The sequence below is a fragment of the uncultured Neptuniibacter sp. genome, from assembly GCF_947498015.1.
In the GTDB taxonomy this organism is placed as follows: Bacteria; Pseudomonadota; Gammaproteobacteria; order Pseudomonadales; family Balneatricaceae; genus Neptuniibacter.
In genome coordinates, this window is the sequence record NZ_CANMIR010000001.1 from 43,819 (window position 1) to 63,975 (window position 20,157).

At 48.2% G+C, this 20,157-nt stretch carries 24 protein-coding genes; 8 read left to right on the forward strand and 16 right to left on the reverse strand.

Annotated features, from left to right (window positions below):
• The first annotated feature begins 89 nt into the window (after positions 1–89).
• Together Q0882_RS00230 and Q0882_RS00235 are read left to right on the forward strand one after the other, a co-directional pair.
• A complete protein-coding gene (locus Q0882_RS00230; protein ID WP_299176429.1) occupies positions 90–557 on the forward strand; it encodes an Lrp/AsnC family transcriptional regulator in 468 nt (155 codons plus the stop codon).
• Between the two features lie 153 nt (positions 558–710).
• The gene (locus tag Q0882_RS00235; protein WP_299176432.1) at positions 711–2,057 is read left to right on the forward strand and encodes a sensor domain-containing diguanylate cyclase; all 1,347 of its coding nucleotides are present in this window, start codon (positions 711–713) and stop codon (positions 2,055–2,057) included.
• A gap of 14 nt (positions 2,058–2,071) precedes the next feature.
• Here Q0882_RS00235 and Q0882_RS00240 read toward each other — a convergent pair whose 3' ends face one another.
• Positions 2,072–2,941 carry a LysR family transcriptional regulator gene (locus Q0882_RS00240; RefSeq protein ID WP_299176435.1) on the reverse strand — a complete coding sequence of 290 codons (870 nt, stop codon included), beginning with the start codon at positions 2,939–2,941 and terminating at the stop codon, positions 2,072–2,074.
• Positions 2,942–3,056: 115 nt separating this feature from the next.
• On the opposite strand from Q0882_RS00240, the gene Q0882_RS00245 reads away from it, so the two are divergent.
• Both Q0882_RS00245 and Q0882_RS00250 read left to right on the forward strand, forming a co-directional pair.
• Positions 3,057–3,791 (forward strand): SDR family oxidoreductase, encoded by a 735-nt coding sequence (locus Q0882_RS00245; protein WP_299176438.1) that lies wholly within the window; start codon positions 3,057–3,059, stop codon positions 3,789–3,791.
• A 31-nt stretch (positions 3,792–3,822) separates the two neighbouring features.
• Positions 3,823–4,410 (forward strand): 2-hydroxychromene-2-carboxylate isomerase, encoded by a 588-nt coding sequence (locus Q0882_RS00250; RefSeq protein WP_299176441.1) that lies wholly within the window; start codon positions 3,823–3,825, stop codon positions 4,408–4,410.
• 53 nt (positions 4,411–4,463) lie between these two features.
• Here Q0882_RS00250 and Q0882_RS00255 read toward each other — a convergent pair whose 3' ends face one another.
• The 7 genes from Q0882_RS00255 to Q0882_RS00285 form a co-directional block, all read right to left on the reverse strand.
• Positions 4,464–4,673 (reverse strand): hypothetical protein, encoded by a 210-nt coding sequence (locus Q0882_RS00255; RefSeq protein WP_299176444.1) that lies wholly within the window; start codon positions 4,671–4,673, stop codon positions 4,464–4,466.
• A gap of 35 nt (positions 4,674–4,708) precedes the next feature.
• The gene (locus Q0882_RS00260; RefSeq protein ID WP_299176447.1) at positions 4,709–4,990 is read right to left on the reverse strand and encodes a hypothetical protein; all 282 of its coding nucleotides are present in this window, start codon (positions 4,988–4,990) and stop codon (positions 4,709–4,711) included.
• 6 nt (positions 4,991–4,996) lie between these two features.
• Complete coding sequence (locus Q0882_RS00265; RefSeq protein WP_299176450.1) at positions 4,997–5,590, reverse strand: GNAT family N-acetyltransferase; 594 nt, start codon at positions 5,588–5,590, stop codon at positions 4,997–4,999.
• 19 nt (positions 5,591–5,609) lie between these two features.
• Positions 5,610–5,969, reverse strand: a complete 360-nt coding sequence (locus tag Q0882_RS00270; RefSeq protein WP_299176453.1) for a hypothetical protein — start codon at positions 5,967–5,969, stop codon at positions 5,610–5,612.
• Between the two features lie 127 nt (positions 5,970–6,096).
• Entirely contained in the window at positions 6,097–9,012 is a 2,916-nt protein-coding gene (locus tag Q0882_RS00275) for a response regulator (protein WP_299176456.1), read from the reverse strand.
• 140 nt (positions 9,013–9,152) lie between these two features.
• Positions 9,153–11,114 carry a methyl-accepting chemotaxis protein gene (locus Q0882_RS00280; RefSeq protein WP_299176458.1) on the reverse strand — a complete coding sequence of 654 codons (1,962 nt, stop codon included), beginning with the start codon at positions 11,112–11,114 and terminating at the stop codon, positions 9,153–9,155.
• Positions 11,115–11,243: 129 nt separating this feature from the next.
• Positions 11,244–12,449 (reverse strand): MFS transporter, encoded by a 1,206-nt coding sequence (locus Q0882_RS00285; RefSeq protein ID WP_299176461.1) that lies wholly within the window; start codon positions 12,447–12,449, stop codon positions 11,244–11,246.
• A 319-nt stretch (positions 12,450–12,768) separates the two neighbouring features.
• Between Q0882_RS00285 and Q0882_RS00290 the strand changes: the two genes are divergently transcribed.
• From Q0882_RS00290 to Q0882_RS00305, 4 genes are all read left to right on the forward strand, one after another.
• The gene (locus Q0882_RS00290) at positions 12,769–13,638 is read left to right on the forward strand and encodes an ATP-binding protein (protein WP_299176464.1); all 870 of its coding nucleotides are present in this window, start codon (positions 12,769–12,771) and stop codon (positions 13,636–13,638) included.
• A gap of 13 nt (positions 13,639–13,651) precedes the next feature.
• Positions 13,652–14,200 carry a heme NO-binding domain-containing protein gene (locus Q0882_RS00295; RefSeq protein ID WP_299176467.1) on the forward strand — a complete coding sequence of 183 codons (549 nt, stop codon included), beginning with the start codon at positions 13,652–13,654 and terminating at the stop codon, positions 14,198–14,200.
• A 71-nt stretch (positions 14,201–14,271) separates the two neighbouring features.
• Positions 14,272–14,544 (forward strand): hypothetical protein, encoded by a 273-nt coding sequence (locus Q0882_RS00300; protein ID WP_299176469.1) that lies wholly within the window; start codon positions 14,272–14,274, stop codon positions 14,542–14,544.
• Between the two features lie 3 nt (positions 14,545–14,547).
• Complete coding sequence (locus tag Q0882_RS00305) at positions 14,548–14,835, forward strand: hypothetical protein (RefSeq protein ID WP_299176471.1); 288 nt, start codon at positions 14,548–14,550, stop codon at positions 14,833–14,835.
• A 48-nt stretch (positions 14,836–14,883) separates the two neighbouring features.
• Here Q0882_RS00305 and Q0882_RS00310 read toward each other — a convergent pair whose 3' ends face one another.
• The 8 genes from Q0882_RS00310 to Q0882_RS00345 are packed head-to-tail and all read right to left on the reverse strand — an operon-like array spanning position 14,884 to position 20,155.
• Positions 14,884–15,093, reverse strand: a complete 210-nt coding sequence (locus Q0882_RS00310; protein WP_299176473.1) for a HupE/UreJ family protein — start codon at positions 15,091–15,093, stop codon at positions 14,884–14,886.
• A 19-nt stretch (positions 15,094–15,112) separates the two neighbouring features.
• Positions 15,113–15,760 (reverse strand): urease accessory protein UreG, encoded by a 648-nt coding sequence (gene ureG / locus Q0882_RS00315; protein WP_299176475.1) that lies wholly within the window; start codon positions 15,758–15,760, stop codon positions 15,113–15,115.
• Between the two features lie 22 nt (positions 15,761–15,782).
• Positions 15,783–16,469: an urease accessory protein UreF gene (locus Q0882_RS00320; RefSeq protein ID WP_299177404.1), complete on the reverse strand. Its 687-nt coding sequence runs from the start codon at positions 16,467–16,469 to the stop codon at positions 15,783–15,785.
• On the reverse strand, positions 16,450–16,893 hold the full coding sequence (ureE, locus tag Q0882_RS00325; RefSeq protein ID WP_299176478.1) for an urease accessory protein UreE: 444 nt from the start codon (positions 16,891–16,893) through the stop codon (positions 16,450–16,452). Before ureE ends, Q0882_RS00320 begins: the two co-directional genes overlap by 20 nt.
• Positions 16,894–16,906: 13 nt before the next feature.
• The gene (gene ureC / locus Q0882_RS00330; protein WP_299176480.1) at positions 16,907–18,613 is read right to left on the reverse strand and encodes an urease subunit alpha; all 1,707 of its coding nucleotides are present in this window, start codon (positions 18,611–18,613) and stop codon (positions 16,907–16,909) included.
• Positions 18,610–18,936: an urease subunit beta gene (locus Q0882_RS00335; protein ID WP_299176482.1), complete on the reverse strand. Its 327-nt coding sequence runs from the start codon at positions 18,934–18,936 to the stop codon at positions 18,610–18,612. The genes ureC and Q0882_RS00335 overlap by 4 nt, the downstream gene beginning before the upstream one ends.
• 10 nt (positions 18,937–18,946) lie before the next feature.
• Positions 18,947–19,249 carry an urease subunit gamma gene (locus Q0882_RS00340; RefSeq protein ID WP_299176484.1) on the reverse strand — a complete coding sequence of 101 codons (303 nt, stop codon included), beginning with the start codon at positions 19,247–19,249 and terminating at the stop codon, positions 18,947–18,949.
• A 24-nt stretch (positions 19,250–19,273) separates the two neighbouring features.
• Positions 19,274–20,155 (reverse strand): urease accessory protein UreD, encoded by an 882-nt coding sequence (locus Q0882_RS00345; protein WP_299176486.1) that lies wholly within the window; start codon positions 20,153–20,155, stop codon positions 19,274–19,276.
• Positions 20,156–20,157 lie beyond the last annotated feature (2 nt).

Here is a 20,157-nt window from a genome sequence, read left to right on the forward strand (position 1 = left end):
CCACTGAATTTGCATATTTAGTAAATATTATTTACTCATTTCTTTAATTTAAGAAATATCCTTTCATTTAAAAGATAAAAAGTGAATACATGTCAGAAGCACTCGATCGTTATGACCGACAGATCCTAACCATCCTTCAGCAGGATGGTCGCATCTCAAACCAACAGCTGGCTGATCTGGTAGGACTCTCCACAGCGGCATGTTGGCGGCGGGTGAAATCACTGGATGAACGTGGTGTTTTGCAAAAACACACAACATTAATCAATCCGGAAGCGTTGGGGTTTGATCTCTGTGTCATCATTATGGTCACACTGATCCGTCATCAGCAGGATCATGCAACCGAGTTTCAGGCGATCGTGAAAGAGTACCCCGAAGTCCTGCAATGTTACGCAGTCACCGGGGATGCAGACTATATGCTCAGGGTTATCATCCAAAACATGGCCGCCTACGATAAATTTCTTAATGAGAAGATCTTCTCCCTGCCTGGTGTCAATCAGGTGAAGTCTAACTTTATACTGCGTGAGGTTAAGTACGAGACTGCCATACCCGTTGAGTAGGTTTACATTTACCCCCCCACATGACTGGAAAAAAACGAACAGCTTTACTTAGGTTCCTCTTACCCGCTATATTCTTGAACCTCGTTTAAATCATACGGTCGTTTGATTCTATTCAAACGCCCCTTTAATCATCACAACGCAGTACTGAGAATCATGGATAGTTCCGAGATCATTGCGTCACTGAAAGCTGAAATTGAGTCTTTAAAATCCCGCTGCGAACGTGCCGAGCGTTCAGAGCAGAACTTTCTGGATGCTCTCCGGCTCAGTCCGATGGCACTGTGTCATCACGATAGGGCGCTAAAATACACCTGGCTTTACAACGGCCATATGGGCTTCGTTCAGGAAGATGTTCTCGGTAAAACGGACTGGGATATTCTCGATAAAGATCTCGCTGACCGGATGGGGGTGATCAAACGTCGGGTTCTGAGGACCGGTGTTGGTGAACGGGTCGAAATGCCGACTAAGATCGATGATGAAAATTGTGAATACTTTGATCTTGCTGTAGAGCCCCTGCATAACCAGCAGGGTGAGATTACAGGATTAGCTTGCAGCGGCATTGATGTGACTGAAGACCGGCGTTTACGCGAACGCTATAAAACCAGTGAGGAAAATCTACGCTTTATCTTCAACGCATCTCCCCTGCCCATCATGGTGATTAATCTCAGTGACGGGGATTATATGTTTTTCAATCCTGCCGCTGATCAGCTATTCGACATTCAGATGCGTCAGCATACCGGATTTAATAGCAATTTTTTTGCAACGTTTAAGCTCACGGCATGGGTACAGGATTCTCTATCCAAAGGAGAGCCAATCCAGGATCATCGCTTTGAATTTATAAAGGAGGGCGCTCTCTTCCACCTTGCCCTGCAGGCTAAACAGATCCGTTACCACGGTGAACCGGCTATGTTAGCGACCTTTATAGACCTGACCCATCAGGTCGAGCAACACAAACGACTGGAGCAGGCGCGTGTCCGCGCTGAGAAACTGGCCCATACCGATATGATGACTGGCCTTGATAACCGTCGTTCACTCTTCAGTAAATGTGAAAAATTGCTGGAATTCCACAACCGCTCAACTGATCATATCTGCGCTCTGGTAATCGATATCGATTACTTCAAGAAGATCAACGACAGCTTAGGGCACTATGCCGGTGACCAGGCGATCAAACAACTAGGTCAACTCCTGAAAAGTACGATTCGCCACACCGATATCGCCGCACGCTACGGAGGCGAAGAGTTCGCTCTGATTCTGCCGGAAACCACGCTGGAACAAGCAGAGCTGTTCGCTGAAAAGCTAAGGAAAGCAACACAGTCACTGGATATAGAAACCGACAATGAAACCATTAATATCACTGCCAGCTTTGGAGTTGCTGAGTTTAATCCTCACATGAGCTCTGTGGGTGACCTGCTAAATGCCGCTGACATTGCTCTATATCAGGCCAAAAGTGCAGGCCGTAACTGTGTTAAAACCGCCGAAGATCATCCTCCTCTGACCAACTAGGCGCTTACCATCATCTACCAGGGTGCAGCCTTGGCAAATTTGGTAAATGCCTCAACCTCCTCCTGATTAGCACCATTTATTGCCCACCGAAAACCGATCGTTCTATGGAACGCACCCTCAGCCAACGGGCGCTGAACCAGACGTGAGGAGCTATAGTGTTCCGGTACTATTGCGATTCCGACCTCAGCTTCGACAAGTGCCAATGCGCGATCATCCTGATTTGTGATGTAGGTCAGATCCAGTTTCACATCATGTTGTTTCAGCAGATCCTGAACTATTCTTCGGTGCTCGCAATGGGAACGCGCGATAAAGGGTTCATCATGTAACTCTTTAACACTGATGGCCGGTGAGTGACTGAGATGATGATTCTTAGGCAATATCACCACATAGGGTTCGGTGAACAGTTCCATACTGGTCAGTGGCTCCCCCTGCTTAGAGCGCTCAGGAATCAGAGTCAAAGCCAGATCAATCCGCCCCTCTCGCTCAAGCAATGCCAGATCAGCAGCCGTGGCATCAACTACTTCGAGCTTTAAACCCGGTTGTTCACGTCGATACTGTTCAATCAGGGTTGCAACCCGGGTAATAGAGAGTGTGTTGATCACACCAAGTCGCAGAGAGCGCTGAGTTTCGTGTTGTTTCAGCTCCCCTTTCGCCTGAGCACACTCGCTAACGATCAACCGGGCCCGCTTAATCAGCTTTCTCCCTGCCGGCGTGAGCACAACATTACGCTTATTCCTGATGAAGAGCTGAGTACCCAGCTCCGCCTCAAGTTTGGAGATCGATGCAGAGAGTGCGGGTTGTGAGACAAACGCCCTCTCCGCACCACGCGTAAAACTCTCTGATTCAGCCGCAGCGATAAACAGGCGAAGTTGTTGCAACTCCATATCATAACCTTTGCTTATTATTTTAATTAATATAATCGATTTAATTTATTCTTAAGATTGCCATAGACTGAATCTGCTGAACAGGGTCATCTCTAATACCAAACGGAGGAGCACTATGGACTATGCATCATCCAAGCCTGTCGCCTTAATTGTGGGGGCCGGTGACCATCTGGGCTCCGCAATCGCCAAGCGCTTTGCCCGTGAAGGCTATCATGTGGTGGCATCGAGAAGACGTGGAGATCTGGAGTCTCTGATCCATGAGATTGAAGCGCTCGGTCACTCGGCAACAGGAATCCACTCCGATGCACGCGATGAAGAACAGGTTATCTCTCTGATTGAAAAGACTGAGTCTGAGTTCGGACCCATCGGCGTCGCCATCTTTAACGTAGGCGGAAATGTCCAATTCAGTTTGACTGAGACCTCATCCAGGGTTTATCGGAAAGTTTGGGAGATGTGCGCCTTTGCTGGTTTTCTGTTTGGCCGTGAGATAGCCAAGAAGATGCTACCCCGCCATCAGGGAAGCATTCTCTTTACCGGTGCCTCTGCCAGTCTGAGAGGTGGTTCCGGATTTTGTGCATTTTCCGGTGGCAAACATGCACTGAGAGCGTTGGCCCAGAGTATGGCACGGGAACTCGGTCCCGAAGGGATTCACGTGGCACATATCATTGTTGATGGTCTGATTGAGAATAGATCAACCGCAAACCTATTTCCGGATCTTTACCAGAGCAAAGGCCAGGACGGCATTATTAATCCTGATGCTCTGGCCGAAGTCTATTGGCAGATCCATAAACAACCCAGGTCAAGCTGGACCTTTGAACAGGATATACGCCCCTACGCAGAACCCTGGTAATCCAACTATCTAAAGTAACGTGGAGACGAATATGAGTAAAACGGTCGATTTCTATTATGATTTCATCAGCCCGGCATCCTATCTCGCATGGACACAACTTATTCCTTTGTGTGAACGTGAAGGAGCCACTATAAACTACAAGCCGATGCTACTGGGAGGTGTGTTTAAGGCAACAGACAACACCAGTCCGATTACAAACCCCGCCAAATGGCGCTGGTTACAGGATGACTTTTCCCGCTTCGCAAAACACTATGCGGTCCCTTATCAGCTGAACCCACACTTTATCTTTAATACGATTCAAGCGATGCGCGGCGCTATCTGGGCGAAATCGACCAACCAAATTGAGGTTTACAACCGGGCAATGTTTACTGCTGCCTGGACAGAGGGAAAAGATCTGTCAGATCAGAACACCTTCTGTGAGATTCTTACCCTCGCGGATATAGACCCAGACGATCTGCTCCATGCAACCTCTCAACCCGAGATCAAAAAAGCCCTGATCGACGCCACACAGGAAGCAGTCGAACAAGGTGTATTTGGTGCGCCTACTTTTATTGTGGATGGAGAGCTGTTTTTCGGTCAGGATCGTTTACTCTGGGTCGAGCAAGCATTACAAGCTTAAAAGGAAACCGGCACTGCCCCACAAAGGTCATTTGAAGGCCCAAAGGTGCAGTGCTAACGACGGATCCGCTTCACAAGCCATACGGCGATCAGTATCAACGAATAACTCATCAGATAGCACCAGGTTGAAGGGCCGGAATGCCCGATTGATTCGATCCCTGTCAGACCCTCAAACCAACGCCATAGAGGCACCAGCAACAGTGTCACACCCAGTGATATAAGTGCTAACAGAACCAGTCCGGTCAAATAGGAAATCCATCTCATTGAAACGCCTTTTGTGCCTGATGAAGCGGGTACCATTACGCTGAGATGACGGAATAACCAAGCAACCCTAACCATAATATCAGCAGAAGCAACAGGGTATAGATCCAGGAGCGTAGGAACCATCGGCTCAATTGCGTCTCTCTTCGCCACAACACCACGCCAATCAACAGAAAGATGATCGAACTGATTCCCCAGAGAAATCCCCAGAGCAGGTCTTTCTCACCCGCACCGAAATCCAACACACCCTCACCGATTAAATACAGAAGGGGCAGTGTCAGTCCCAGAGGTAAAAACAGCAGTAGAAGTTTCAGCAACATAAAATGCTATCGATTAGCGGCCCTTTTGATCTGTTTTATCATTAATTCCCAATCACCACCATGTAACGCTCCCGGGTAGGTAATAACAGGTAAGGACGCCTCGACCTCGTAGCCTAATTTCAGATAGAGCCTCCGTGCTCCTCTGTTTTCTGAAGCAACGATAAGACTTGCATGAGAATACCCTGACTCGATGGCCTGCTTTTCTGCTTCTTCGATGAGCCGGCATGCAACCCCTTGGTTGCGGTACGCACTGAATGTTGCCACCGCATTGATATACCAGCTTCCCGGAGCCTTAGCCTCCAAATGAACTAATGGCTGAACAATATCTGGATAATTTTCAAGATCTGAAAGGTCGTAGGGATCGGGTTGGCCGTATGCAATGATCATCCCCGCCAGAGTGTCCTCAACAAGACACACCCGCGCATTTTTATAACTAAAACCACCCTCATCACGCGCAGCCCGTTCGGTCCCGAATGAAAGCGCAGACTGACCCGGAGGTGCCATTCCCTGCCAGAGGTACAGGGGAATACCCTCTCCTGCCAAATTGATCAACTCAGCAAGTTGCTGCGCATCGGATCTACGTGCATCAATAATACGCACGACACACCCCCATTGAAATTTAAGGACAGTTAAGTGGTTGTCCCGCCTGGCGACGAAGGCCTGCCAGACTGAGGGTCACCCACACTCCCTCATCAGAGCGATACCGGACCAGATCAAGACCCTGCCATCTACTGCCAGAACGGTTCATAGCCTTAACTGCCAGATTAAAACTCTCTATCTCATCCCCGTTTTCGCACAGACACTCCCGATGAGATGAGCCCTGATCCATGCACGTCATAACTAAATCAGATACGTTATTCAGTTGATTACTGATCTCTCTTAACTGCGCAACCTCTGCAGGACCTTCAATAAGCTGTTCTGCAGCTATTGAACTACAGGATAAAAAGACAAGAGAGCTTATCAGTATCGATCTGTACATATGAGCTCCAAATTGCAGGTAATGGCAGGTTTAGAACCTCTTTTGAGAGCACCAGATCATGATAAAGTTCACATAGCCACAGAGAGATAGATGCTGCAATCACCGCTATCTTATTCAGTAACCCTCATCAAGAAGGTGTCGAACTCATCTGCTGTTTCACACACTGTTTAAGGGCGATGATTTCACGATTCAATTTCGGGTAAAGCTGTGTGATCAGGGCTGCATCACCCTCTTTTCCTGCCTGCTCCAGTTCAAATGCGGTGGTTGAAACCGGCAGACTGCAGATGTTGGCTGCAGCACCTTTAATCGCATGAGCACGTAGCGCGACTTTACCGCAATCTGAATCGTCTACTGCCGACTCAAGAAGTGCATGTTGCTGGTCTAACTCTCGCTGAAAAGCCTCCAGCGTTTCGCAGATAGCGCCGCTGTTATGCAATAATCTTTTTGATAAGGCCGCAAAATCAAACAGCTCATATTGGGTACTCTCTACCGATTCTGGGTTGCTAGGGGGATAGTGCAAGCTTTGATGCTTTGGCTCCTCCAACTCTTCCGATTCCACCGAAGTATCTGACGCTGATGATTGGCCAGGCTCATTTACCACTTTTGCCTCAGGTGGCAACCACTTTTCAAGCATCTCATAGAGCTCTTCTGGGAGTATTGGTTTGGATATATAATCATCCATACCGACCTGTAAACAGTGCTCTCGCTCACCCGATTTGATATTCGCCGTCATAGCAACAATCGGGATCTGTGTATTCACAGCTGATTTATCAGACGCTCGAATCTGCTTAGTCGCTTCATAACCGTCCAACACCGGCATCTGGCAATCCATAAAGATCAGATCATAACCACCAATACTCTCCATCTGATGCAACGCTTCCAGCCCATTATTAGCCCTGTCCACAGTGATTCCATAATTCTCCAGCATCGATTTGATAACAATCTGGTTTGTTGCCAGATCATCAACAATCAGAATTGAGGCGTGGAATTGGGCATCTTTAACGATCGCCCCCTGATTCAAATCATGGGCCTGCGGGGCTACAAAATCACTCTGGCTGATTCTGAGCAGGTTGCTTAATAACTCAGATTGTCGGATCGGTTTTGTCATGTTTGCTTTAATGCCTAACGCCTTAGTCTCATCGACATCTAACACGTGCGAGACTGACGACAACAATACAATATCCACCCCTTTATGTTTCTTATTTGTTTGAATCTGTTCAGCCAGTTCCAGACCATCTAATCCAGGCATATGGTAATCCAGCAGGCAGATATCAAACGATCTCGCACCATTATAGGCACCCTCCATCTCCTTAAGGGCTTCAACTCCATCTGCAGCCAGGCGGTGATCGATTCCCCAATTAGTAAGAATCTGCGCCAACAGCTCCCGGTTGATATGATTGTCATCTACAACCAAAATGCGTTTATTTTTTAAACCATTGAGGTCAAACGGAGCAATGTTTGTACCATCCGCTTTTGCCAGCTCCAGCGTAAACCAGAAGGTGGATCCCTCACCGATCTGACTCTCAACCCCTATCTCCCCTCCCATCATCTCAACCAGCTTTTTACAGATAGAGAGACCGAGCCCTGTACCACCATACTTCCGGGTTGTTGAACTATCCGCCTGAGTAAATGTTTTAAAAAGTTCATCCAACTTGTCTGCTTCAATCCCAATACCGGTGTCTTGTACCTCACATCTCAACTGAACTCGCGCTGTACCCTCTTTTGCGACTGAAACATAGACAGCGACATGACCCTCTTCTGTAAACTTAATGGCATTGCTGATCAGATTGGTGAAGATCTGACGAATTCGGCTTGAATCCGCGTTTAACCAGATATCTTCTATTGGGCTTGCTGGGCAGACCAACTGTATGGACCGATTTTCAGCACTGACCGAAAGTGAAGAAGCCACATCCTCCAGCATCAGGCCAAGATTGAAATCGGTCTCTTCCAGCTGAACTTTACCCGCTTCAATTTTTGAAAAATCGAGGATGTCATTGATGATACCGAGCAGGGATTCAGCACTCTCTTTTGCGATATTGGTGAACTGAAGCTGTTTATCATCTAAACGGGTATCCAAAAGTAGATTTGTCATACCCAAAACACCATTCATCGGTGTTCTGATCTCGTGACTCATTGTCGAGAGGAAATCACCTTTAGCTTTGGCGGCCTGTTCAGCTTGCTCAATAGCCATTTGCAGCTTAATACTGTGCTCTTCCGCTAGGAGGCGTTGCTGTTCCAGTTTGGTAGCCATCTCGTTGAAAGAGATGCTTACCTCACCTAATTCATCTTTGGTCAGGTAGGGTTCGGATACTAAGGCATTCATTTGCCCACTGGACATTTTTCTTGTCGCATTTAGTAACTGTGTCATCCTCTCAACGACATTTCGGGATATTAAAAAGGCTAAGAGAACCGAAACACACAACACGACAAAACCGCCCAATATAATTGTTTGGGTAGTCTTTTCTGCAGAATGGTGAGAGCTTTCGGTTCTTGTAACCACTAACGCCTGCTCATGTGCGACAAACTCTAAGAGATCCGCTTTAAGCTGCCCAATAAGCTCTTCGCTCCCCGCCTCACGCATAAACTGCCTGATAGCCTGTTCAGGAGCATCCCCCTGATTGACCCGGCGCCGTAATTCAATCGCAGGCGTGTAAGTCTCTAATGTCCACTGACTATAGATTTTTGCAATTTTGTCCAGCCGGGCAAGCTGTACGGGGTTATCACTCACATGTTCCTTGAGTGCAGAGTGTTTTGAAAGCCAATTTCGGATACTGACTCTGGCAGGTTTGAGCAGTTCTTCATTTCCGGTAATAAGGTAACCGCGTTTACTCGATTCCAGATCCAGGATTAACGTTTCCAGCTCATAACCTAATGCGATGGCATGATGGGTATGCTCAACCCAATAGCTAGCCTTATCCATCGCCTTAGTATTGTCATAGATGATGATGAAGGTGATAAGACTAAGAAAAGCCGGTAGACCAAAGCCGAGTAGTAACTTACGGCGTACTTTTAAATTTGCAAGAAAACGACCAACTGGGTTCATAGGGACCTGATTCCTACTGCATTCCTGCCTTAGTGTAGTTCAGAAGCATGTAAAAGGAAGCGGATATCTTATTACCACAAAAGATTATGGCAAGACGGGCCTTGTCCGTACAATTCACAACCAGATATGTGAGCCTAACCTCACTCAAACTGGACAATCATGCGGTTCAGGTTTCCACTAATCGCAACCAGATTACTCGCATAGTGTTTATTATTTTCCGCTTCACTGAGACTGTTATTAGCCAGATCCATATTTTTTGCCATCACGGTTACAATATCATTTGCCAAGTAGGACTGTTGCTCTGTCGCAGTGGCAATCTGTGTGCTCATATCATTGACACTGCTGATCGCTTCCTCAATCTCAACAATGGCATTTTCGGCATCCTGAGTAATCTCTACTGTTTTCACGGTCCGCGCCATTAATAACTGTGTTCGCTCAACCACCGCCCCGGTTGTTTGATCGAGTTGATTCGTCAATTTTTTGATATCACTTGCGGCACGAGAAGTATTGCCAGCCAGGTTTCGAACCTCATCAGCCACCACGGCAAAACCTCTACCCATCTCCCCTGCACGGGCTGCTTCAATAGAGGCATTGAGTGCTAACAAGTTAGTTTGCTCTGAAAACTCTTCGATCACAAACAGTGCCTGTTGAATCGATTCTGTATCACGTTTCAGAGACAACAACGCATCATTTGCCCCCGCGACAACTTCCGACAGGGAACTCACATTCCTACTAGTGTCTTTCATCAAGCCGCTTCCCTTCGCTGTCAGGCTTCTGGCATGGGCCGTATATTCGCTGGTTTTGCCTGCTCGTTGTGCGACCTCGTCAAAGGAACATTTCAGTTGCTCCATCTGAGCGGATGTATTACGCGTACTCTCCTGCTGCTTTTGGATGATCTGGCTTAGATTGGTGGCACTGGTATTCATATTGTTCTCCAGCTCATGCAGAACTCGTGTTTCACTTTGAATATTTGCCAGCAGGTCTGAAAAATAGGCTTTCAGATTATTGATAGCCATACGCAGCGTGGATACTTCGCTGATCTTACTGGGTAACTCCATCCGAAGCTTCAAATCGCCTTCAGATAGTCGACTCAAATAACCACTTGCCCGTTGCAGGATCTGTGCAAGACGATATTTAATCATCGACATAATTGCAGCGGTCACAATGATCAAGAAAACACAGATCGCTAATAGCAGATAGACATCAGATAAGATCGATTGGTAGTTATCCTCTAAGACTTGCTCAAGTTGAGAAAGCGAAGCTTCCAGCTGTTCGATCTGTGCATACGCAGCCAGCTCTCCCTGCTCTTTTTCCTGAGAGAACTTTGAAACATTTTTAAGCTCTTTTGGATAGCGACTTGCCAATGACCGGATATTTTCCAGGAGCTCCACGCCCCTATCTACACGTGCATTCTGCTTCGTCTGATCCCAGCCCATCAGCTCTGCGAGACCATCCTCCTCTTCCAGCTCACTATAAACACCTAAAGGCTGTAATGAGCTTAACTGATCGGCTGCTGTCTGCATCCCGTCCAAATACGCTTTTGCGCGCTGCTGCAGTGTGCTATCTGCGTGCTGCTGTCGAAGGTAGCTTAGAGATACAAGATCACTCTGCAGGCTTGAAACGCCAATGAGATAACTCTGTTTAAGCGTTGCATCAGCTTCTGTTGCATCCCCCACATAACTGATGAGTGATTGAAGATCAGAAAACAGCTCACGTTCGTTATTGATCAGCAACGCAGCTGGATCAGGCAGTTTTCCCGCCTCTCTCAGGCTCACTAAAGCATTCTCACGCACAGCCACCATCTGATCGATCGCCACCTGCTTAATGGCATCTGGCAAAAAGTGGTTCTGTTGAGTCTCATCAATCAAAGCATCAACATCCTTCTGAATCTTTGTCAGCAGCGAAGCATTCCCTGTCAGAAGGTACTCTTTAATCGGTTCTTCGACGGTTTTGCGCGTTTGCGCTTCATAGGTGTAATAGGTTTGACTGGTTTTATACGCCCTGTTGAGGCGATCCAGAGACCAGATGATAGAAGTTGTCAGTACAATTAATATCAGTACGAGAGATACAGATGTTAGTTTAGTCAGCAGCGAGATTTTCATAGACAGCCATCATGATTAATCCATAAAGGCTTTCAGAGAGTAAGAGCCTGCAGGATATTAATACTATTTTTGATAGTCTGTATTTAACGCCTGCTCTATTTCAGGTTGATGACAAGATGAAAATTCAGTTTACACCTCACTGTAACGTCGCATGGCGGATGGTGTGATTGGCAGATGAACAGCCGCAGCAACCACGCCAAGTCCGGCACTCACGATGAGGGCCAGCTCGTAGCTGCCAAACTGGTCAAACACAATCCCACCCCACCAGCTGCCAACAAAAGCACCAATCTGATGGCTGAACATTACAAACCCAAACAGAGACGCCAGATTCTGAGTTCCAAAAATCTGCGCAACCGCTCCACTGGTTAAAGGCACCGTTGAGAGCCAGAGAACGCCCATAATGACTGAGAAAAGGTAAAAAAGTTGTGAATTGATCGGCACAAAAACAAGCATCATCAACAAACAGGCTCGGAGCCAGTAGATCAACAATAATAGCCAGGGTTTATGCCAGCGATCCCCCGCCCAGCCAACCAGAATAACTCCAACAACATTAGCCAGACCGATCACTGCCAGCGAGTTTGCAGCCATCTCAGGTGGAAGGCCGCAATAGCTAACAACACCCGCCATATGGACGGTCATCATGGAGATATGAAATCCACAGACAAAAAATCCGATATTCAGAAGTTGATAATCACGGTTTTTAAACGCTGTTACCACCGCGTTCCAGTTAAATAGTTTTTCTGGTAACGGATGCGTTGTCTCCTGCCGATGATCTCGCATAAACCAACACGCAATCACAATGGCGAAGAGAGAGACACCAAATAGGATGAAGATCTCTGACCAGTTCAGGGAGGAGCGGCTCTGTCCCAAAGCAAAAGCATAGATAAACTGGCCTAAAGATCCACCTGCACTGGTAACTCCAAGCGCAAGCGTACGACTTTTCGCCGGAAAGCGTTTTCCAACCGCGCCCAGCACAATGGGAAAGGTCGTCGCCCCGATACCCACACCGATCAGAACCGCATTGGCGATGAAAAAACCCATTGCACTCTCAGTCAGAGCAGCCCAGATCATTCCACCAATAAAAAGGCCCGCCCCCATTAACAAAATCTTAGCGGTTCCATAACGCTCAGCCATCATACCGGCCAGTGGGGATACAGCTCCCCACAAGAGGTTCTGCACACCAAAACCAAAAGCAAGTTCTGAGGTTGGGATCGAGAGATCCTGACTGATATCAGGTAACAGCAGTCCTGTCGTCAGACGCACTCCCATATTGCAGCCCAATATGATGAATGCTGCGGCGACAATCCACCAGGGGTTAAACTGACGTTGAAACATATGGGGGTGTCCACTCTCATATAAGATGAAGCCGGCATATTAGATATAAATGAATAAACATCAATCTTATATTGCTTATGTTTAGATAAATTAATCCATGCCCTTATTTTCAATACGCCTTCACTCCTCCTGGCTGACGCCATGAAACCGTACGCTAGCCATTCAAAAACAATAAGTTGCATGAAATAATTGATAACAACTCCTATGCAGTAGGAAATATGTTTTAATGATGGCAGCAGAATCAGAATGGCTTCAGCAACAATGGCCAATAAACCACAGTGCTGAGAATCACCTTTAAACGCGGCATTAAGCATTGACGATGATGAATGAAATCGACCTGCTGAAAAGAAGACTTGATAGAGAAAAACGCAGTCGTGAAGCCGCTGAGGATATTGCTGAGGATCGGCTTAGAGAAGCCTATGTTGCTAATCAGCAACTACTCGAAGTTAAAGAAGCCCTTCATAATAGCAACGTTGAGCTGGAGAAGTCCTTAAAGGTAAAGGACCAGTTCCTGCAGACTATGAGCCATGAACTCAGAACCCCACTTAACGGCATTATGGGGATGGCAGAGCTATTATCGATGACCATCGTCAGTGGGCAGGAACAAAAATACCTGAGCATGTTGAAGGATTGTAGTGCCAGCTTGTTAAAGATGGTGAGTGCAATCCTGTATTATTCCGAACTTAGTTCTGGACAGATCAAAGCAGTACCAACTGCTGTCAGCCTCTCCCACTTTCAAACAGAACTGAATACCCTACTGTCAGTTAATGAAAGTACAGCTATCCATACTGATGTTTCAGTGCAGGGTGACCTACCATCACTGTTATATTTTGATGCAGATCTGGTAAAAAAAGCGTTACAGCCCTTAATTGATAACGCCTTTAAATTTACTACAGCGGGTTATGTTCATCTGTCTGTCCGGGGAAAAACAGTTGCAGCGGACCTGATCGAACTAACATTTGAAGTAGCAGATACAGGTATCGGTATTGCCAACCCGGTCATTGAAGAGCTGGTTGATAGATTCAAACAACAGGATGCATCATCTACAAGGGAACATGGCGGCATCGGCTTGGGCCTGTCCTTAGTGAAGGAGCTGTTGGGTATTATGAACAGTCACGTAGCGGTTAAACCGAATACACCCCAGGGTTCAATCTTCTACTTTTCCATACAGTGCGCTATTAAAGAATAAATTGGAGTGAGCGATGAAAGGCCATATTTTTAATCTGTTAGAGAAGTTTATCATCGAAGTTTCAGATGAGATGGTTTACGAAGAGATCCTCGATAGCTGCAACTTCATCACTCAGGAACCCTTCGTTCGTCCAGGCACCTATCCCGATGAAGATCTGAATGAACTGGTTGAAAAAACGGTTGAAAGGTTGGGTTTGACACCTAAAGATGCGCACTTTGCCTTTGGTAAATGGGTATTTCCCCATCTGGTAAAAATCGCTCCACCTGAGGCTTTAAACCACGATAACCCTAAAGACCTGTTATTGGCGCTGGATCATATTCATACAGTTGAGCTAAAGAAAGTCATACCTGATGCCCAACCACCCCGTTTTTATTGCACAGATACAGGCCCAGATAGCCTTGATATGATCTATAGCTCCGCCAGAGGGATGTTCGACCTTGTCGATGGCGTCCTTGCGAGTGTTGAAGAGTATTACTCAACCAAGATCGAATATATTAAGGAATTTGATCACAGTGGCGACTTTACTACCTGTACTTATAAACTAACTTTTGCCACACACTAAAACTCCGCATTGAGGTGAATAACCGGGTACTGAACCAGGTGACAAACTTTTAACACCTTCTTAAGGCATTGATGATGAATCCACTGCTTGAAAAAATTGCCATCGCTCTCTTCGTAGGCTCTCTTGGAGTGCTAACAGGGGTGATAGCCTGGTGGTTTCTAACACCCGCGTTAGATATACCTCTGGTCGTTTTTAAGTTCACCTCATTCTGTCTCGGCGCACTTTTTTTTGGGTACGGACTGTTCAAACCGGACAGCGCCATCGAAATATTGGGAGCGATCTGGAAATTTCTCTGGCGCCTCTCAAGCGAAGTCCTGAGATACATCAATCTCTTCCGGAGATAGCCCATGCTGGATTTGGTGATCTGTAGATGTCCACATTGCGGTAAACGAGGGATCGGTCTGTTAGATAAATTGCTGGCAAGTACGGTCTATCCAGCTAAGTGCCGGTTGTGCAAGCGAAACTCAACCACCCGTGCGGCCGTGATCTATGGCATTCTCGGCGTTTCAGCCGTTTTTTTAGCCATCGTCCCCAACCTGTTAAGCGCAAGTGCTCAGGATGAGGCTGCGATCCTTGCAACTATTTTAGCCATTACATTGAAGATGATCGGATCTTTAACCCGATACGATCAATAAAGCAGAAAGAAAGTTCGCCCAAATCATCACAATTTGGGCGAGCTATCATTAAAACCGCTTAGCAGAGTGCTTTCGGATCAGATAGATCAGTCCACCTGCCACCGCAAACATCACCAAGAGATGATCCGGTTCGGTTAAAAAGTGCACCAAACCACTCATCACACTCGCCTGCTCAGAACCATCATGTGCCATTGCAGGCAGAACGACAGCCATAGTGCTCAACAGCACTGATAATTTTGTCACAATAGATTTCAACATTTTTATACCCTTCAATTAATCACACCACAGCCTTTGCGGGCGGTAACGACCGCTCTTCCAGCATCCCCTCTGTGATGATGAACTGGATAATATCATCAAGTCCCTTTGCCTGCTTCAGATTTGAGAATACAAATGGACGCTCGCCCCGCATCTTTTTCGCATCATGATCCATCACATCCAGCGAGGCCCCGACCAACGGTGCAAGATCCGTTTTGTTAATAATCAACAGATCAGATTTAGTGATGCCCGGGCCCCCTTTACGGGGAATTTTGTCTCCGGCTGAAACATCAATCACATAGATTGTCAGATCAGAAAGTTCCGGGCTGAATGTCGCACTCAGATTGTCCCCACCACTTTCGACAAATACCAGATCCAACTGCCCATGACGATCAATCAACTGGTCAATCGCAGCCAGATTCATCGACGCATCTTCGCGGATGGCCGTATGCGGACACCCCCCGGTCTCCACACCGATAATCCGATCCGCATCCAGTACCTCATGACGGGTCAGGAACTTTGCATCTTCCTGGGTGTAGATGTCATTGGTCACCACAGCCAGATCATAGTGATGTCGCATCGCTGCACATAATGAGCGTAGCAACGCGGTTTTTCCCGACCCAACCGGACCACCGACACCAACTCGTAAAGTCTGTTTTGGTTTACTCATCTCTTACCTCCTGCTATCCCGCTCAGGAACGGAACAGTCGTGAATACTGTTGTTCATGCAATGCACTGGCGATCGCTAACGCCGGTAAGCCTGCACCTATCTGATCTTCTTCAACTTGATCTGCTGCTTTAATCGCCTCACTGATCACAGGCTGCAGCTGACCTAATAAAATTTGTGACTGGGTCTGCCCCAAGGGGACTAACTTAGTCGCAGCAGCTACCTGATTCTCAAGCCAGGCCCAACTGAAACCTAGCTTGGCTGTTTTGGTACTTATCCCCCAATAAACAGCGGCAATCGCAAACAGGGAGACAAAACTGACATCTTCAGCGCGCGGCCCATGCGCAAAAGGCTGAGGAACCTCCAGGCTGTTCAATAGCCGTACTAACGCCTCCCCCATTGCGGTATCCGTTAGGCGCAGCTCCTTAGTTTCACGACACGCCAGTGCCAGATCATTCAACCGGTAAATTTCTTTCTGATCCTGCCTCTCTGCCGCTTCCATCAGCAGCTGTAGCAGCGGCAGATCAACCTGAGCAACAGAGTGCAATAACTGCATCTCCAGCCAGTCATAAACCTGCTCCTGTCTGCGTAACCAACCACAATCAATGGCGTATTCCATTCCCTGAGAGAAGGAGTAACCTCCCACCGGCAAGCTAACGCTACTCAGCTGTAATAACCGGATGAGGCTAGCTTCAGTGGTGATGATGTCCATGGCTATAAGCTCCGGATTCAGGGACAAACACTGCAGTTTCATGGCTGACAACCAGTCCGAGCTGGACAAGCATCTCCTCCAGCACATGATCAGGTTTAATGCGTAACCAGCGTTCGCCCACCTCGATCTTGGTGTGACGATTGCCCAAGTGGTAACAAGCTCGTGCAAAGGTATGCCAGTCTGCACAAGAAGCGTGAGCAACCATTTCCTCAGCCCCCTCCACCTTTACCAGACGGCCGCAGCTGGTTTTCAGATATTCACCCACCAATAAAGGCTTACCCCGATCCAAAAAGACTCTGACCTCTTCACCGGTCTCACTGGTCAGACGTAAACGGCCGCGATCGCGCTGCTCATGATCCAGCACGACAACACTGTCAGCCTCTTCGTGGCAGTGAGTACCTAAACGTTCGTAAACTTCTAACATCACACGCGCTCCGCTAAAAAAGTGTATAGAGTTGTGCCAAGGGCAGTTTATCTGCAGGCTCGCAAGTAAGCAGCTCCCCATCGGCACGCACCTCATAGGTTTGTGGATCAACCGTAATCTCGGGCATCCAGTCATTCAACACCATGTCTGACTTGGAAATATTGCGGGTATTCTTACAGGCAACCAGACGACGTTTTAGGCCCAAAGCTCCCCCCACATCATTGTCCAATGCGGCCTGACTGACAAAAGTTACTGAGGTCTGAGCAGACGCGGATCCATACGCAGCAAACATCGGTCGATAGTGCACCGGCTGTGGTGTGGGGATGGAAGCATTCGGATCACCCATCGGGGCCGCTGCGATCATGCCACCTTTGATAATCATCGACGGTTTCACCCCAAAGAAAGCAGGCTTCCAGAGCACAAGATCTGCCAGTTTTCCCGCCTCTATTGAACCAACCTCATGGGATACCCCATGGGTAATCGCCGGGTTGATAGTGTATTTTGCGATATAACGTTTGGCGCGAAAGTTGTCAGCGCCGCATGCTTTGTCTTCATCTAAGAGACCAAACTGCACCTTCATCTTATGCGCAGTCTGCCAGGTACGGGTTACCACCTCACCCACACGCCCCATCGCCTGTGAATCAGATGAGATCATGCTAAACGCACCACGATCATGAAAGATATCTTCCGCAGCGATGGTCTCTTTGCGAATACGCGAATCTGCGAAGGCCACATCCTCCGGGATATTACTGTCCAGATGATGACAAACCATCAGCATATCCAGATGCTCATCCACGGTATTGTTCGTATAGGGGCGGGTTGGATTGGTTGAAGAGGGCATCACATTTGGGTAAGCACAGGCACGGATAATATCCGGCGCATGCCCACCACCAGCCCCCTCTGTATGGTAGGTGTGGATGACACGGTCTTTGAAAGCACCGATGGTATCATCGACAAAGCCGGACTCATTCAACGTGTCAGTATGGATCGCCACCTGCACGTCGAATCTCTCAGCAACACTCAGGCAGTTATCGATAGAAGCCGGGGTTGTTCCCCAATCCTCATGCAGTTTCAGGCCACAAGCTCCGGCATTGAGCTGCTCCTCCAAAGCATCCGGCAGGCTGGCATTGCCTTTACCAAGAAACCCAAGGTTCATCGGCATATCATCGGTCGCCTGTAGCATCTTCCCCATATACCACGGGCCTGGTGTACAGGTGGTCGCATTGGTTCCGGTTGCTGGGCCTGTGCCCCCACCGATCATCGTGGTCACACCAGACATCAGTGCTTCTTCAATCTGCTGCGGACAGATAAAGTGAATATGTGCATCGATACCACCGGCGGTCAGGATGGAGCCTTCACCTGCAATGATCTCGGTGCCCGGTCCGATAACAATATCCACGTTATCCTGCACATCCGGGTTTCCCGCTTTTCCGATCCGGTCAATTCGCCCCGCTTTAACTCCTACATCGGCTTTGACAATGCCCCAGTGGTCCAGAATCAGTGCGTTGGTAATCACCAGATCCATTGCGATCTCATTGGTGCACTGGCTCTGCCCCATCCCATCGCGGATCACTTTACCGCCACCAAACTTAACCTCATCTCCGTAGGTTGTATGATCCTTTTCAACCTCAATCCATAGCTCGGTATCCCCTAAACGCACACGGTCACCAACAGTCGGTCCAAACATCTGTGCATAGCTCGTGCGATCTATCTGACTCATTGCGAACCTCCATTGTCTTTCAGTGGCCCCATCACCTCACCACGAAACCCATAGATAGTTTTTGAACCGGCAAATTCTACCAACTCTACCTCACGCCCCTGCCCCGGCTCGAAGCGCACAGCGGTGCCGGATGCGATATTTAACCGGTACCCCCGAGTCATCTCACGATCAAAATTCAGCGCGGGATTAACCTCATAAAAGTGATAATGGGACCCCACCTGAACTGGGCGGTCACCTTGGTTTTCAACTCGCAGCCGCACTGTCTTGCGACCTGGATTTAGTTCAATACTGCCGTCAGCAGCCTGTACCTCTCCTGGAATCATTCTGGCCACCTCAGCTAATCGGGTTATGTACGGTGACCAACTTGGTCCCGTCCGGGAATGTTGCTTCAACCTGAACTTCGTGAATCAGTTCAGGCACCCCCGCCATCACCTGATCAGCACTCAGCAGCTCTTTTCCAAAGCTCATAAGTTCTGCCACGGTTTTACCGTCACGAGCGCCCTCAATGATCTCCATGGTGATATAGGCCATCGCTTCCGGATAGTTCAGTGTCAGACCCCGGTTGAGGCGCCGTTCGGCCAGAAGCGCGGCGGTAAACACCAGTAGCTTATCTTTCTCTCTTGGTAACAGTTCCATAATGATTCCTTTACGCCCTCAGATTCAGGTCGCCCAAATTCTGGGTTCGCAGCCATCACGGCCGAGTAGTTTTGGCCGGATCAGTTTCCAGCAGCGGGTAAACAGAAGGCGCGCGGCTTCTGAGCAGTTCCCCAGATAACGCACCTGTATAAATTCATCGTTAAGGCTGATCCCTGCCAACTCTGCAGCGTCATCACAACATGCACGCAGCTGCTCCATCAGCTCTTCAGTATCACTATCAGGCAGAAACGGACCTGCAACCATTAAACCGTTCACAGAGCAGCCATTCAGCCCTGCCCGGCTCTGCATTAATCTGTTTGATTCGGGTTGTAACCGCAGAACTTCACGAAGCTTCAAGCGCTCCTGTCGATAAAGCTGCAAGCGCTGATCAACCTGTCCGCGGTCAAACGGCTCATTGCTGGCTTGAAGCCCTAAGCAGGTGATCTCCCAGAAGATCACCGATGCGGCCTCTTCCAGTTCAATGTCGATCGAGAGTTCAGTGCAGGCATCAGGAAAAATGATGTTCTCTAACGGCAACCATTCCAGAGAACTGTGAGCGCCCACCTTCAGCTTTATCTGCTGTTTCTGCAGTGAACGATCGGGGCGAGCACGGTATACCCGACCCGCGCCCGGCGTGGTGACCAGAGCCTGCGCATGCGATGCAGTTTCCACATTGATTTTCAGATCATCCCCCGAAACCATCCCTCCCGGTGGATGGAGCAGGTAGAGATGCGCCAGTTCACGCCCCTCGGGGTAAAACGGCTTTTGCACATAGAGCGGACCTTTATGGCGACAACGGCGCAACACAGTGCCACGCGCCGTGTTCACCAGGCCCAGATTTAGCTCAGCCTGCCATCTGCTGGCAGTATCAATTGGGGTCACCTTAACCGGAGTGATCGCGTTCATCT

What these genes read in the sequence shown, in the direction of transcription:
- Q0882_RS00230 (WP_299176429.1), top strand. Translation starts at nt 90, where the DNA reads ATGTCAGAAGCACTCGATCGTTATGACCGACAGATCCTAACCATCCTT.
- Q0882_RS00235 (WP_299176432.1), top strand. Translation starts at nt 711, where the DNA reads ATGGATAGTTCCGAGATCATTGCGTCACTGAAAGCTGAAATTGAGTCT.
- Q0882_RS00240 (WP_299176435.1), bottom strand. Translation starts at nt 2,941, where the DNA reads ATGGAGTTGCAACAACTTCGCCTGTTTATCGCTGCGGCTGAATCAGAG.
- Q0882_RS00245 (WP_299176438.1), top strand. Translation starts at nt 3,057, where the DNA reads ATGGACTATGCATCATCCAAGCCTGTCGCCTTAATTGTGGGGGCCGGT.
- Q0882_RS00250 (WP_299176441.1), top strand. Translation starts at nt 3,823, where the DNA reads ATGAGTAAAACGGTCGATTTCTATTATGATTTCATCAGCCCGGCATCC.
- Q0882_RS00255 (WP_299176444.1), bottom strand. Translation starts at nt 4,673, where the DNA reads ATGAGATGGATTTCCTATTTGACCGGACTGGTTCTGTTAGCACTTATA.
- Q0882_RS00260 (WP_299176447.1), bottom strand. Translation starts at nt 4,990, where the DNA reads ATGTTGCTGAAACTTCTACTGCTGTTTTTACCTCTGGGACTGACACTG.
- Q0882_RS00270 (WP_299176453.1), bottom strand. Translation starts at nt 5,969, where the DNA reads ATGTACAGATCGATACTGATAAGCTCTCTTGTCTTTTTATCCTGTAGT.
- Q0882_RS00275 (WP_299176456.1), bottom strand. Translation starts at nt 9,012, where the DNA reads ATGAACCCAGTTGGTCGTTTTCTTGCAAATTTAAAAGTACGCCGTAAG.
- Q0882_RS00280 (WP_299176458.1), bottom strand. Translation starts at nt 11,114, where the DNA reads ATGAAAATCTCGCTGCTGACTAAACTAACATCTGTATCTCTCGTACTG.
- Q0882_RS00285 (WP_299176461.1), bottom strand. Translation starts at nt 12,449, where the DNA reads ATGTTTCAACGTCAGTTTAACCCCTGGTGGATTGTCGCCGCAGCATTC.
- Q0882_RS00290 (WP_299176464.1), top strand. Translation starts at nt 12,769, where the DNA reads ATGATGAATGAAATCGACCTGCTGAAAAGAAGACTTGATAGAGAAAAA.
- Q0882_RS00295 (WP_299176467.1), top strand. Translation starts at nt 13,652, where the DNA reads ATGAAAGGCCATATTTTTAATCTGTTAGAGAAGTTTATCATCGAAGTT.
- Q0882_RS00300 (WP_299176469.1), top strand. Translation starts at nt 14,272, where the DNA reads ATGATGAATCCACTGCTTGAAAAAATTGCCATCGCTCTCTTCGTAGGC.
- Q0882_RS00305 (WP_299176471.1), top strand. Translation starts at nt 14,548, where the DNA reads ATGCTGGATTTGGTGATCTGTAGATGTCCACATTGCGGTAAACGAGGG.
- Q0882_RS00310 (WP_299176473.1), bottom strand. Translation starts at nt 15,093, where the DNA reads ATGTTGAAATCTATTGTGACAAAATTATCAGTGCTGTTGAGCACTATG.
- ureG (WP_299176475.1), bottom strand. Translation starts at nt 15,760, where the DNA reads ATGAGTAAACCAAAACAGACTTTACGAGTTGGTGTCGGTGGTCCGGTT.
- Q0882_RS00320 (WP_299177404.1), bottom strand. Translation starts at nt 16,469, where the DNA reads ATGGACATCATCACCACTGAAGCTAGCCTCATCCGGTTATTACAGCTG.
- ureE (WP_299176478.1), bottom strand. Translation starts at nt 16,893, where the DNA reads ATGTTAGAAGTTTACGAACGTTTAGGTACTCACTGCCACGAAGAGGCT.
- ureC (WP_299176480.1), bottom strand. Translation starts at nt 18,613, where the DNA reads ATGAGTCAGATAGATCGCACGAGCTATGCACAGATGTTTGGACCGACT.
- Q0882_RS00335 (WP_299176482.1), bottom strand. Translation starts at nt 18,936, where the DNA reads ATGATTCCAGGAGAGGTACAGGCTGCTGACGGCAGTATTGAACTAAAT.
- Q0882_RS00340 (WP_299176484.1), bottom strand. Translation starts at nt 19,249, where the DNA reads ATGGAACTGTTACCAAGAGAGAAAGATAAGCTACTGGTGTTTACCGCC.
- Q0882_RS00345 (WP_299176486.1), bottom strand. Translation starts at nt 20,155, where the DNA reads ATGAACGCGATCACTCCGGTTAAGGTGACCCCAATTGATACTGCCAGC.